Here is a 12,937-nt window from a genome sequence, read left to right on the forward strand (position 1 = left end):
GTCAAAAATGCAGAACTCAGGAGGAACGCGCGCCACGGGCCGCGCGCGTGGGGCCAGGCGGCACTGTAGGCTCTGCCGCCCCTTGGCACGGATTGGCAGCACGCACATCGGGCAACCCAGGCGGCGGGCTGGCAGCAGCAGACGCTGCGCGGGTGCTGGTCGCCACCACCGTGGCGGAAGCCGCAGCGGGGGCTGCAGCCGCAGGGTCTGCAGCGGATGCAGGCGGGGTTGGAGTGGGCGCCGCCGCTGCCTTGGCATCGCCCGCAGACTGACCCAGCTCGACCACACGCACGGCCAGACCATCGCGCTGCAAGCGTTGCTGCCCGGCGGTCACCACCACGTCCCCGGCGGCCAACCCTTCCACCACCTCGACAAAGCCGGGGGTACGAGCACCCAGGCGCACCGGGGTGCGTTTGGCAATCTTGCTGCCCTCTTCCTTGCCGGGCACGATGCGCAACACATAGGGTGCGGTGCCATCAGGCACGATGGCTTCCTCAGGGATCACGCGGGCGTCTGCACGCTCGCCAAACACCGCCGTCACGCGGGCAAACATGCCGGGGCGCAACTGCAAGCGGCGGTTGTCGATGCAACCGCGCACGGCAATGGAGCGCCCATCGGCGTCAATTTGCGGGTTGATGGCCTGCACCACTGCCGAATACTGCACACCCGGCAGCGCATCGAAGGCCACCCGGGCCAGTTGGCCGGGTTTGACCTTGTCCTGCAGCCGCTCGGGCAGGCGGAAGTCCACATACACCGCGTCCAGGTCTTCCACGTTGACGATGTCGGCGCCATCCTTGAGGTAGTCGCCCACGTTCACCCCCCGAATGCCCGCGATGCCATCGAAGGGCGCCAGGATGCGCAGGCGCTGCGCCGTGGCCTCTGACAGGGCCAGCTTGGCCTCAGCCACTTCGAGGTTGGCCGCACTTTCGTCCACCGAACGCTGGCTGATGAAGCCCTGGGCCACCAGCTCCTGGTTGCGTTTGTGGTTGGCGCGGGCAATCGACAACTCAGCCCGGCTTTGCTGCACCTGGGCCCGGGGCAACTGGTCATCCAGCTGCACCAGCAACTGCCCCTTGTGTACCCGCTGTCCATCGCGAAAGTTCAATTGGGTGATGCGCCCACTGATTTCAGGCCGCAGCACCACGCTGCGCCGTGACCGCAGGCTGCCCACGGCCTCGGCGTCGTCGCGCAAGGCCATCTGGCGCACAGCGGTGGCTTCCACCATCACAGGTTTGCCACCGCCTTGAGGCGCCGACTTGGCCTGAGGGGCTGCCGCATCGGGGCGCGAAGCCTTCGAGGGTGACTGGAGCCACCAGGCAGCACCGGAAGCAGCGGCCAAACCGATAACCGCAAAAACGACGTATTTGTTCTTGAGCGCCATGGATCCATCAAACCTGGGGAGTTGCGACATGCAGCGAAGCAATGTATCAGTGCGTACCAAGTTGTGCATTCACTTTGGCGCTTACCCCCGTGGTCTGTTGTGCGAGATTTACACAAGCTTTACACGCAGCCACGGTGCGGTGCGCTTCCCACCTCAGGCAAGGCGCTTTGCGCAGAGCCCGCCCCGCGCGCTCGGGGCGAAGCCCTTGCCTCAACGGCCGTTGGCTTTGTCCACGCCTTTGTTGGCCAGCGCATCTGCCCGTTCATTGCCCGGATCGCCCGAGTGGCCCTTGACCCAGCGCCATTCAATGCGGTGCCCCCCCGTGCTCACCAGCGCGTCCAGGCGCTTCCACAGCTCCACATTCTTGACCGGTTGGTTGGACGACGTGCGCCAGCCTTTGGCCTTCCAGCCATGAATCCACTCGGTGATGCCTTTGCGCACGTATTCGCTGTCCAGAAACAGCGTGACGGCGCAGGGCCGCTTGAGGGCCGTGAGCGCCTCAATCACCGCCATCAGCTCCATGCGGTTGTTGGTGGTGCCCAGCTCGCCGCCAAACAACTCTTTTTCCAGCGTGCCTGAACGCAGCAGCACCCCCCAGCCCCCTGGGCCAGGGTTGCCTTTGCATGCGCCATCTGTGTATATCTCGACCTGGTTCAAACTGGATTCCTGCAAATGTGAAGATGATGAATAGGAGGGTGTGGGAGCGCAGCGCCCAATCGCCCTGCCCAGCAGCAAGCCCATGCGTGGCCTGCGCAGCCCCTGGGTCAGCGCCTGCGCACCGGGCCACCGGGGTCCGTGCGCCGCACCACGGGCACCGTTGCGGCCACGCGGGCCTTGCCAGAGCGCCAGGCAGGGCCCAGCAGGCGCATGCCATGGACACGCTTGACCGCTACCAAAAAATAGGCCGCACCAAAAATGGGCCACCACTTTTCGCCCAGCGGGTCCACCCAGGCAAAGCGCTCCAGCCACTCGGCACTGCGCACCGCTGGACGATAACAGCCAAACTGGGCCGACTCGACCTCAAAGCTCAACAATCGCAGCCAGTCACGCAAGCGCCCAAAGCCGATGAACTCACCAGCATCTGGCAAATACAGCGAGCCGCCCATCCAGCGCTGGCACAAGCGCACCCGCATCTGGCGCAGGGCCCACAGGCTCAGGGGGTTGAGCCCGGCAATCACCACACGCCCCTCGGGCACCAGCACACGCTCGACCTCGCGCAGGGCCATGTGCGGGTCCTCGCTCAGCTCCAGGGTATGGGGCAACACCACCAGGTCCAGGCTGGCACTGGGAAACGGCAACGCCACAGGCTCGGCCCACAAGGCCACTGCGCGCGGCGCATCAGGGGGGATGGGGCCGCCCCAGTCCCCCGGTTCATTCAGCAATGCATCTGCGCCCAAGGCAAGCCATTGGTGCGGCATGCGGTTGGTGCGCAGGCCATCAATGCGGGGCATACCCAACTGCACCGCGTGGTAGCCAAAGATGTCGGCCACGGCCTCGTCCATGCAAGCCTGCTCCCAGGCCAGCAGGTACCTTCCGGGCGCAGAGTCGAACCACTGGTGCAAATCTATAATTTGAGAGCTCATGAACTTGCTGCCGCTACCCGCCTTTACCGACAACTACATCTGGATGCTGCACGACGCGCAGCATGCGGTGGTGGTGGACCCTGGGGACCCCGCGCCCGTGCTGGAGGCGCTGCAGTCCATGGGGCTGTCCTTGCAGGCAATTCTAGTCACCCACCACCATGCCGATCATGTCGGTGGCGTAGGGGTTTTGCGTGAGCACACCGGGGCCCGCGTGTACGGCCCGGCAGGCGAAGACATCCCCCAGCCCCTCACGGGCCTGAGCCAGGGCGACCAGGTCACAGTGCTGGGCCTCACACTGGACGTGCTGGACGTGCCCGGACACACCGCCGGGCACATTGCTTATTACGGCGCTGGCGTTGGAGGCGGGGACGAGCCCCTGCTGTTCTGTGGAGACACCTTGTTCTCGGGTGGCTGCGGTCGGTTGTTTGAGGGGACTCCGGCACAAATGCACACATCGCTCAGCCAGCTCAGTGCACTGCCCGACAACACACGGGTATGCTGCGCGCACGAATACACACTCTCTAACCTGAAATTTGCGCTGGCGGTGGAACCCGCCAACGCAGCACTGCTCAACTACAACGCCTGGTGCCTGGCCCAACGGGCAGCCAACCGCCCCACGCTGCCATCCCACATGGCGCTGGAGCGCAGCATCAACCCATTCCTGCGGGTTCAGCAGCCAGAGGTTGCACGGGCAGCCAAGGCCCACGCGCCGCAGATCAACAGCAACGACGCAATCGCCGTACTGGCCGCTTTGCGCACATGGAAGAACGAGTTTCGATGAAATTTCTGCACATTGCCAGCCTGCTTGGCATGCTGTGGCTGACAGGCTGCGCCACCACCGGTGGAGCGCCGGATACCGCCAGCAACTCGCCCAACGAAACACCCACCAGCCGCCAGGCAGGCCACACGCCACTCATCCCCAAGGGGCCGCTGCAGCCCATCACGGCTGCCAACGCCTCCAGCCGCGAAGTGGCGTCGCTCTCCGCTCCTGCAGATCTGTGGGATCGCATCCGTCGCGGCTTTGCCATGCCCGACCTGCAAAACGATCTGGTGCAAGACCGGGAGCAGTGGTATGCCAGCCGCCCAGACTACATGCAGCGCATGACCGAGCGCTCCAGCAAATACCTCTTTCACATCGTTGAGGAACTGGAGCGGCGCGGCATGCCCACCGAGCTGGCCCTGCTGCCTTACATTGAAAGCGCCTTCAACCCACAGGCTGTCTCCAGCGCCAAGGCAGCGGGCATGTGGCAATTCATGCCCGCCACCGGCAACTACTTCGACCTGAAGCAAAACGCGTTTCGCGATGACCGGCGCGATGTGCTGGCCTCCACCCGTGCAGCGCTGGACTACCTGCAAAAGCTCTACGGCATGTTTGGCGACTGGCACCTGGCCCTGGCCGCCTACAACTGGGGCGAAGGCAGCGTGGGCCGTGCCATTGCACGCAACCAAAAGGCAGGCCTGGGCACCAGCTACACCGACCTGAACATGCCCGCAGAAACACGCCTGTATGTGCCCAAGCTGCAGGCCGTCAAGAACATCGTGGCCAACCCGGACGCCTTCAAGACCGAGCTGCCACTGATTGAGAACCACCCCTATTTCCAGACGGTGGACGTCACCCACGACATCGATGTGTCGCTGGTGGCGAGCCTTGCGGGCATTCGCGAAGCAGATTTCAAGGCGCTGAACCCTTCTTTCCACAAACCCGTGATCCTGGCGGCGGGAACCCCGCAGATCCTCTTGCCCTGGGACAACGCCAAAGTCTTCCAGCGCAACCTGGAAGCCCGCAGCGAAGGCCAGTACGCGAGCTGGACCGTGTGGTCGGCCCCCAGCACCATGAGTGTGGCCGAAGCGGCACGCCGCACTGACATGAGCGAGAACGACCTGCGCAGCCTCAACAACATCCCCCCGCGCATGCTCATCAAGGCGGGCTCGGCGCTCATCGTGCCGCGCAGCGCCACCACGCGCCAGGATGTGTCATCGCACCTGGCAGACAACGGCCAAGTGGCGCTGGCCCCCGAAATCGTGACACGGCGCACCTCGGTGCGGGCCGCCAAAGGCGAAACAGTGGCCAGCATTGCGCAGCGCTACAAGGTCAGTGCCGCCAACGTGGCCGATTGGAACGATGTGAAGCTGAGCGCCGCCTTCAAGGCCGGACAACAGGTGGTGATGTACCTGCCCGTGCGCCAAATCGCTGCCGCCGCACAGCCACGCGTGCAAGCCCGCAGCAGCGCCAGCAAGACCGCATCGGCGCCAACGCGCCGTGGTGGCACGCCCTCTAAAGTACGCCGCCGCTGAGCACGCCCCTGCATTCACTTAACAAAGCGCCTGCAAAGACAGGCGCTTTGTGTTTGAGAGCCCTCAGAGGCGCAGCGACGCCATGCCCATCAGGCCCAAAATGCCCATGATGATGAGGTACAGCGCCACGATGGTGCTGAGCAAACGGGGCATGACCAGGATCAGGATGCCAGCAATCAGGGACACCAAAGGGCCGATACTGAGACTCAACGACATGGCGGGTCTTTCTGCACAAAGTGAAACAGGCCGCTATCTTGCCCGAGCACACCCTGCCCCGCGCCCTCACACGTTGAATTTTTGCCGTGCCTTGCGCACCCAGTCGTTCGAGAAGGTGCGCGCCAGGTCCACCTTGCTGCCCGCCAACTCGGGGTAGGCCAGCGTCAGGGTGCGCAGCGCCACGGCAGGGCCGTCGTCCGGCATCACCCCGTTGGGCGAGAAGGTCTCGCGCATGCGATAGAAAGCGGCCAGGTACAACGCCCTGTCACCGGCCAGATAGGCCGCTGGCAACGCCTTGACGATATCGGCAGGCTCTGCCGTTTGCAGCCACTTGAGGGTGTGCACCATGGCGTGCACAAGGGCCTGCACTTGGTCGGGGCGCTTCTGTACAAAGGGCTGGGCTGCATACAGACAACTGGCAGGCATGTTGCCGCCAAACAAATCCTGCGAGGACTTGAGCGTGCGCGCATCGGCCACCACGCGCAGGGCCAGCTTTTGCTCGGCCTGCGCCACGATGGGGTCTGAATGGCACAGCGCGTGCACCTGCCCCGCACGCAGGGCGGCCAGGGCTGCCGCCCCAGAAGGCATGGCGACAAAGGTCACATCCTCCGGTGCAAGCCCTTCACGCGCCAACACCCAGCGCGCAAAGGTGTGGGTAGACGAGCCCGGGGCCGACACGCCAATGCGCCGCCCAGCCAGGTCACGCAAGGATTCGTACTTGGGCAGCGCACGCTGCGATATGCCCAGGGCCACCTGGGGTGCGCGCCCGTGCAGCACCATGGAGCGCAGGGGCAACCCACGGACCTGCTGGCGGATGGTGTGCTCGTAAGCGCCCGAGACCACATCCACCGCCCCCTCTTGCAACGCCTGCAAAGCCAGCGCACCGGCATTGAAATCGCGCAGCACCACGTCCAGCCCTTCGGCGCGGAAGAACCCGAGCTGGTCGGCCAGCAGCACCGGCAGGTGGTACATCTCGTTCTGCCCGGCCACCGCCAGCGTCACCCGCCCCAAGTCACCCACAGGGGCCGACTGGGCGCCCAGCAAGGGCGCAAAAACGCCAGCGGCGTACGCAACGGATGCCGCCCCCAGGGTACGGCGGTGGATCAGAAAACGCGACATGAAATCAAGACAGCCCAAAAAAGTGCAACGCACACAACGCAGCGCAGAAAAGACCAAAGATGCTGCACTGCAACAATTGTGCCGGAGCCATCGGGCGAAAACATCAGGGATCACCCCTGCGGGCTTCTACGTACCGTGAAAAAGGTGGGGAAACAGTCGAAAAACTGAGGTAACCAGCGGGCAACGAGAGGGACGAACATGCCCGAGCACCCGTCACGGGCCTGCAAGCCGGTCTACGACAGCTCTAAAGCCAAAGCGCCCCCACCGCGCAGACCAGGGTTTGCCTGAACCTGCACCGTAGAGGCGCGTGGATGTGATGGAGAGGGAGCGGTTGAGCGACAGATGAGCGTTCGGCGCCTCAACACACGGGTGTCAGTGGTAGCCCACAAACAAGATGGCGATGTTCACAAAGAACGCCGCCCCCCACACCGCACTGCGGGCCGTGGGCATGTTGGACACGTACATCATGATGTAGAAGATGCGCAACATGATGAACAGCATGGCCAGCAAGTCCAGCCAAGTCTGCCGGGCCCCGAGCTGGTGCGCAATGATGACCGCGCCGATGAAAAACGGCAGCACTTCAAAACTGTTGGCCTGCGCGGCGTTGGCACGGGCCCGCCAATCGGACTGGCGGGCCAGCCAGCCCCGTGGGTCACTGTTGTCGAAGCCGCCCTGGCCTACGGGCTTGCCGAGGGCGCCCCGCTTGGCGATCCAGGCGCACACGATGGGCAGCAACGCGGCCACCAGGACGCACCAGTACGCCACCGTGAAGCGGGCCAGTTGCATAGATGTGTTCATTTTTAAGCCTTTAAGGGCTTAAAGCCCCTGTTTATAAGCGCTAGCCGCTATGAATTCGGGAGTATTCTACCCACGATGGTCAGGCCTCAGGCCCGCACTTCAGCGGCGGTCGACCAGCGCGTGCGCAATGGTGCCCAGGTCCACGTACTCCAGCTCGCTGCCCACCGGCACGCCGCGTGCGAGGCGGGTCACATGCAGGCCACGGCTCTTGAGGGCCTCGCTCAACACATGCGCCGTGGCCTCGCCTTCGGCATTGAAGTTGGTGGCCAAAATCACCTCTTGCACCACGCCATCGCTGGCGCGCTCCATCAGCTTGTGCAGGCCAATTTCCTTGGGGCCAATGCCGTCGAGCGGGCTCAGGCGCCCCATCAGCACAAAGTACAGCCCCTTGAACGCCCCCGTGCGCTCCAGCGCCGATTGATCGGCCGGGGTCTCCACCACGCACAGCCGCGAAGCATCCCGCTCAGGGTCCAGGCAGGTGCTACAGATGTCATCCTCGGTGAACGTATGGCAGCGTGCGCAGTGGTGCACGTTCTGCACCGCACCATGCAGCGCCACCGACAACGCCTCGGCCCCATCGCGGTCATGCTGCATCAAATGAAACGCCATGCGCTGCGCAGACTTGACCCCCACCCCCGGCAAACGGCGCAGCGCCTGAATCAAGACATCAAGGGCGTTGGTGGAAGACATGGGTGGGTGCGCAATCTGGGAGAGTCGGGACAGAAATACGGGAAAGTGCGGTGCAAGGCTTCGACAGACTCAGCCTGAACGATAAGGGGATAGCCCTGGCTTCGACAAGCTCAGCCCGAACGGGCTGGAGAAAGATCAGAAATATCCCATCCAACCCCTGTCCTCTCCTGCCTTCACACCCCACCCTCAAGGGCGTAGCGAGCGGGATGAGCTGCTAGGCGGACGGAGCACAGCAACCGGAACGTACTTGAAGTACGTGAGGATTGCGAGCACCGCCCAACGACGCAGATCGCCCGCTCGGTAGCCAGCATCAGAAAGGGAATTTCATGCCGCCGGGGAGGCCTGGCATCCCTGCTGTGAGTTTGCCCATCTTCTCCGACGAAGTCTCTTCGGCCTTGCGCACCGCCGCATTGAACGCAGCCGCTACCAGGTCTTCCAGCATGTCCTTGTCTTCGGCCAGCAGGCTCGGGTCGATGGTGATGCGTTTGACATCGTGCTTGCAGGTCATCACCACCTTGACCAGGCCCGCGCCCGATTCGCCTTCCACCTCGACAAACGCCAGTTCGTCCTGGGCCTTCTTGAGGTTGTCCTGCATGGCCTGGGCTTGCTTCATCAGGCCGGCGAGTTGTCCTTTGTTGAACATGGATGGTTTCCTTCTTTTGAAAAATGGCGAGGGTCAAAAATTACAGTGGCTTGATGCTGCCAGGCACGATCTTCGCGCCGTGGTCGCGCATCAGCGTCTGCACGTAGGGGTCGTTCATCACGGTTTCTTCGGCCAGGCGCTGGCGTTCGGCGGCCGCGGCGGCGTTGCGGCGGGCGGGGCTGTCGATCACGCGGCCCACCTCCACGCTGATCTGCGTGGCGTGGCCTGCAGCTTCCAGCGCCGAGCGCAGGCGCTCGCGGGCCGTGGGCTGGTTGAGCGATTCGCGCTCCACCCGCAGCAGCCAGTGGGCGCCATCGCGCGCCACCAGTTGGGATTGCAAGGCCAGCTCGCGCACCAGGGCGGTGATGGCCTCGGCCGCCACCAGCTGCTGCACCGTGGCGTGCCACACATCGCCCTCTTCGGTGGGCGTGTAGCGGGTCGATACCGGGGTGGGGGCCGACAGGGGCAAGGGCTGCAAGCGTTCGCTGGGCTCAGACGCCTCACGGACCGGGATTGCTACCAATTCAGGAGCTGCTTGCGCTTGATTGTTAAGCGCTGGAGGCAGATTTTGTTCTGAATTTTGAGCCGCATGCGCTGGCGGAACGACGGGGGCAGGCACCGATCCATCGTCCGCGTCGGGCCAGGGCGGGGGTTCGCTGCCAGCGTCATCCCACGGGGCTACCGCATGGGCTGGGGCAGTCGCCGGGGCGGGCGCCGGGGCGAGCGCCGCCACAGGGGCCTGCACAGACGGCACGGCCCGGGGCGCAGGCTCTGGTGGCTGCGCAGCGGCAGGAGCCATTGGGGTCGTTGTGGTCGTTGGAGCGGAGGGAGCCAACGCAGCGGGAGGTACCGGCTCAGCAGGGGCCACGGGCGGCAGTGGGGCAGCCTGCGGAGCAACCGCTGCAGGCTGCACTGCAGGCGCCAAGGCGGGGCCTGGGGTCGATGGCAGTGCGGGCTCAGGCCGCGTCAGAGTTTTTTTTTCAGCCGGGTCTGCAGGGGCTTTGAAGGCCAGCAGGCGCAGCAGCACCATGGTCAGCGCAGCGTACTCATCGGGCGCCAGGCCCAGCTCGGCTCGGCCGTGCAGGCACAGGCTGTAGAGCAGCTGGGTTTCGTCGGCTGGCATCTGGCCCGCCAGACGGGCGGTTTCCACGGCTTCGGGATCGTTCGCGTCCACCGCCTGCGCCATCTGCGGCACGGCCTGGTACACGGCCATGCGTTGCAGCACGGCGCTCATTTCTTCCAGCGTCGATGCGGCCGACAGGCCGTTCATGCGCAGGGCATCGGCCGTTTCCACCACGGTCTTACCGTCGCCCTGGGCCAGCGCATCGATGAGGCGGAAGACGTAGGAGCGGTCTACCGCGCCCAGCATCTGGCGCACACCGGCTTCTTGCAACTGGCCGCTGCCAAAGGCGATGGCCTGGTCGGTGAGCGAGAGCGCATCGCGCATGGAGCCCCGCGCGGCGCGCGAGAGCAGGCGCAGGGCCTGGGGTTCGGCGGGCACGTTTTCGGCCGCCAGCACCTGGGTGAGGTGCGACAGCACAGTTTCAGGCGCCATGGGGCGCAGGTTGAACTGCAGGCAGCGTGAGAGGACGGTGACCGGCACCTTTTGCGGGTCGGTCGTGGCCAGCACAAACTTGAGGTATTCGGGCGGCTCTTCCAGCGTCTTGAGCATGGCGTTGAACGCCGTGTTCGTGAGCATGTGCACTTCGTCGATCATGAAGACCTTAAAGCGCCCTTGCACCGGCTTGTACACCGCCTGCTCGAGCAGACTTTGCACTTCGTCCACGCCCCGGTTGGAGGCGGCGTCCAGCTCGGTGTAGTCCACAAAGCGGCCGCTGTCGATGTCCATGCAGGCCTGGCACCCTCCACAGGGTGTGGCGGTGATGCCGCCTGTGCCGTCCGGCCCCTGGCAGTTAAGCGACTTGGCCAGGATGCGCGACACCGTGGTCTTGCCCACGCCGCGCGTGCCGGTAAACAGGTAAGCGTGGTGCAGGCGCTGCTGGGTCAGCGCATTCGACAGGGCCTGGACCACATGCTCCTGCCCCACCATTTCGGTGAAATTGCGGGGGCGGTACTTGCGGGCGAGCACGAGATAGGACATGGGCGGGATTCTACGGGCTGGGCGGTGCCTGCTCTTTTTGCCGCACCCACAAATCCCCTGCGCGCCGCAAAGTGCCCTGCATCCGAAGTACAATGCGCGCTGACGGGCCTCCCCGCATGGCAAAGCAGCCAACCGGGTCAGGTGGGGAACCAAGCAGCCCTAACTGTAGAGTCAGTGCCGGGGGTAAGGCTCGTCAACTTCTTTAGATGCCATGCCCGTCATGCGCACCGCACCCGTGCCAGCAGGCACACCCCAGGTGCACCGTTCCCCCACAGTGATTGCAAGCATCGGCCCACGGCCCATGCCAAAACCCTTGGCCGCTGACGCGCGCCAGGCTGGCCTTGCGGCGCACCTGAAGCAGGCGCTCAGCGCCCCACACCCGACCCGCGCATGAATTTTTCCATCTCTTCCAGCGTGGAGACGATGGTTTTCAGCTCGGCTTCCTTCTCGCGCAACTCGGCAATGGCGGTTTCGTGGGTGCGAATCTGCGCCTGCAACTCAGCGATCTGGGCTTTCATGCCGGCGATGTGAGGGGCATTGGACTGGCTCATACAAAATTCCCTTTCATTGACACGTTGCCAGCAGGGCACGGGTGCATGGTATCCCCCGGAGGCTGTTTAGAGGAAACACAACCGTGCACACCATTGCTATCAATTCAATAGCTGCCAGCGCTTACCCATCAAGCGCTACGCCCCAAAAATGCCAAAACACCCTGCCCGGCCTGCACGCCACTTGCCAGGCAGGCGGTGAGCAAATAGCCCCCTGTGGGCGCCTCCCAGTCCAGCATTTCTCCCGCACAAAACACGCCGGGGGCGGCCTGGGCCATGAGGTGCGCGTCCAGCGTCTCGAACGTGACGCCGCCCGCTGTGCTGATGGCCTCGTCGATGGGCCGGGCGGCCACTACGGTGATGGGCAGCGCCTTGATGGCCTGGGCCAGGGCCACGGGGTTGTTCATGCCGTCTTTGCCCAGGTGCTCAAAAAGCACCCCGGCTTTGATGCCATCAAGCCCCAAACGGCTTTTGAGGTGGCTGGACAGTGAGCGCGAGCCGCGCGGGTGGCGTACTTCCTGCAGCACGCGCTCAGGGGCGTGGTCGGGCAGCAGGTCGAGGTGGAAGGTGGCGTGGCCATGGGCCTCGATCTCATCGCGCAGCAGGCTGGAGACGGCGTAGACCAGGCTGCCCTCCACCCCCGTGGCCGTGGCCACGAACTCGCCCCGGCGCTGGAAATGCTGGCCGGTGCTGCTGGTAAAGCCCAGCGCCACCGATTTGAACGGCTGGCCCGCAAAGCGCTCCACAAAATGCGGTGTCCAGCCCACAGGCACGGCGGGCGTGCGGCCCAGCAGCTCCTGTAAAAAGGCGCGCCGCGTCTCGCCCGCCGGGGCGTGCATGCCCGCCACATCAAAGCCGCAGTTGGACGGGCGCAGTGGGGCCACGGCCACACCGCGCTCGGCCAGCAGGGGCACCCAGGCACCGTCCGACCCCAGCCGCGCCCAGCTGCCACCGCCCAGGGCCAGCACCACGGCGCGGGCCGTCACCACCGCCTCGCCCGCAGGCGTGGCAAAACGCAGCGTGTGCGGCCCTTCTTCGGATGCCTTGACGCCATCTGCCCAACCCAGCCAGCGGTGGCGCATGTGCAGTTGCACGCCCTGCCCGCGCAAGCGGTGCAGCCAGGAGCGCAGCAGGGGCGCGGCCTTCATGTCTGACGGGAACACACGGCCCGAGGTGCCTACAAACGTCTCCACCCCCAGGCCCTGCGCCCAGGCGCGCACCTCGGGGCCGCCAAAGGTGCGCAGCAGCGGCTCGATCTGCGGCTGGCGTGCGGCGTAGCGGCTGGCAAAGGGCTCGTGCGGCTCAGAGTGCGTGAGGTTGAGCCCGCCTTTGCCCGCCAGCAAAAATTTGCGCCCCACCGAAGGCATGGCGTCAAACAAATGCACAGCCACCCCGGCCTGGGCCAGCACCTCGGCCGCCATCAGGCCCGCCGGGCCACCGCCGATGATGGCCACGTCGCACGACAAGGCCCCCGCAGGCAGGGCTGGCGCAACGGGTGTGGGGGAAGAAGAGAGGGTGTGGGACACGGGAGAACCTTGCTAAAAAGAGGGGCGTTGCGCGGAT

Annotated in this window: 13 protein-coding genes and 1 other RNA gene; 3 read left to right on the plus strand and 11 right to left on the minus strand. The window is 65.0% G+C overall.

From position 1 onward, the window contains the following. Positions 1-16: 16 nt before the first annotated feature. The 3 genes from CLU86_RS11245 to CLU86_RS11255 form a co-directional block, all read right to left on the minus strand. On the minus strand, positions 17-1,381 hold the full coding sequence (locus tag CLU86_RS11245; protein WP_099741665.1) for an efflux RND transporter periplasmic adaptor subunit: 1,365 nt from the start codon (positions 1,379-1,381) through the stop codon (positions 17-19). 210 nt (positions 1,382-1,591) lie between these two features. After that, positions 1,592-2,038 (minus strand): ribonuclease HI, encoded by a 447-nt coding sequence (gene rnhA, locus CLU86_RS11250; protein WP_099658725.1) that lies wholly within the window; start codon positions 2,036-2,038, stop codon positions 1,592-1,594. 107 nt (positions 2,039-2,145) lie between these two features. Next, positions 2,146-2,964 carry a class I SAM-dependent methyltransferase gene (locus CLU86_RS11255; RefSeq protein ID WP_099656158.1) on the minus strand — a complete coding sequence of 273 codons (819 nt, stop codon included), beginning with the start codon at positions 2,962-2,964 and terminating at the stop codon, positions 2,146-2,148. Between CLU86_RS11255 and gloB the strand changes: the two genes are divergently transcribed. Then, entirely contained in the window at positions 2,963-3,745 is a 783-nt protein-coding gene (gene gloB / locus CLU86_RS11260) for a hydroxyacylglutathione hydrolase (protein ID WP_099741666.1), read from the plus strand. The two genes, CLU86_RS11255 and gloB, sit on opposite strands and share 2 nt — an antisense overlap. Further along, a complete protein-coding gene (locus tag CLU86_RS11265; RefSeq protein ID WP_099741667.1) occupies positions 3,742-5,259 on the plus strand; it encodes a transglycosylase SLT domain-containing protein in 1,518 nt (505 codons plus the stop codon). Before gloB ends, CLU86_RS11265 begins: the two co-directional genes overlap by 4 nt. A 63-nt stretch (positions 5,260-5,322) precedes the next feature. Here CLU86_RS11265 and CLU86_RS11270 read toward each other — a convergent pair whose 3' ends face one another. From CLU86_RS11270 to dnaX, 6 genes are all read right to left on the minus strand, one after another. Next, positions 5,323-5,475 (minus strand): DUF3096 domain-containing protein, encoded by a 153-nt coding sequence (locus CLU86_RS11270; protein ID WP_099656161.1) that lies wholly within the window; start codon positions 5,473-5,475, stop codon positions 5,323-5,325. A 66-nt stretch (positions 5,476-5,541) separates the two neighbouring features. Beyond that, complete coding sequence (locus CLU86_RS11275; RefSeq protein WP_099741669.1) at positions 5,542-6,594, minus strand: ABC transporter substrate-binding protein; 1,053 nt, start codon at positions 6,592-6,594, stop codon at positions 5,542-5,544. Between the two features lie 372 nt (positions 6,595-6,966). Next, entirely contained in the window at positions 6,967-7,392 is a 426-nt protein-coding gene (locus CLU86_RS11280; protein ID WP_099741670.1) for an MAPEG family protein, read from the minus strand. A gap of 99 nt (positions 7,393-7,491) precedes the next feature. Beyond that, the gene (gene recR / locus CLU86_RS11285; RefSeq protein ID WP_099656164.1) at positions 7,492-8,082 is read right to left on the minus strand and encodes a recombination mediator RecR; all 591 of its coding nucleotides are present in this window, start codon (positions 8,080-8,082) and stop codon (positions 7,492-7,494) included. Between the two features lie 310 nt (positions 8,083-8,392). Beyond that, the gene (locus tag CLU86_RS11290) at positions 8,393-8,725 is read right to left on the minus strand and encodes a YbaB/EbfC family nucleoid-associated protein (protein ID WP_099656165.1); all 333 of its coding nucleotides are present in this window, start codon (positions 8,723-8,725) and stop codon (positions 8,393-8,395) included. 40 nt (positions 8,726-8,765) lie between these two features. Beyond that, entirely contained in the window at positions 8,766-10,826 is a 2,061-nt protein-coding gene (gene dnaX / locus CLU86_RS11295) for a DNA polymerase III subunit gamma/tau (protein WP_099741671.1), read from the minus strand. A gap of 101 nt (positions 10,827-10,927) precedes the next feature. On the opposite strand from dnaX, the gene ffs reads away from it, so the two are divergent. Beyond that, positions 10,928-11,024: signal recognition particle sRNA small type (ffs, locus tag CLU86_RS11300), an RNA gene on the plus strand. Positions 11,025-11,191: 167 nt separating this feature from the next. Here ffs and CLU86_RS11305 read toward each other — a convergent pair. Together CLU86_RS11305 and CLU86_RS11310 are read right to left on the minus strand one after the other, a co-directional pair. Continuing rightward, positions 11,192-11,377 carry a hypothetical protein gene (locus CLU86_RS11305; protein WP_099741672.1) on the minus strand — a complete coding sequence of 62 codons (186 nt, stop codon included), beginning with the start codon at positions 11,375-11,377 and terminating at the stop codon, positions 11,192-11,194. A gap of 128 nt (positions 11,378-11,505) precedes the next feature. Further along, positions 11,506-12,795, minus strand: coding sequence for a TIGR03862 family flavoprotein (locus CLU86_RS11310; protein ID WP_233195262.1), 1,290 nt, complete (start codon positions 12,793-12,795; stop codon positions 11,506-11,508). Between the last annotated feature and the right edge of the window lie 142 nt (positions 12,796-12,937).

It is taken from the genome of Acidovorax sp. 62 (assembly GCF_002754495.1).
GTDB lineage: Bacteria > Pseudomonadota > Gammaproteobacteria > Burkholderiales > Burkholderiaceae_C > Acidovorax.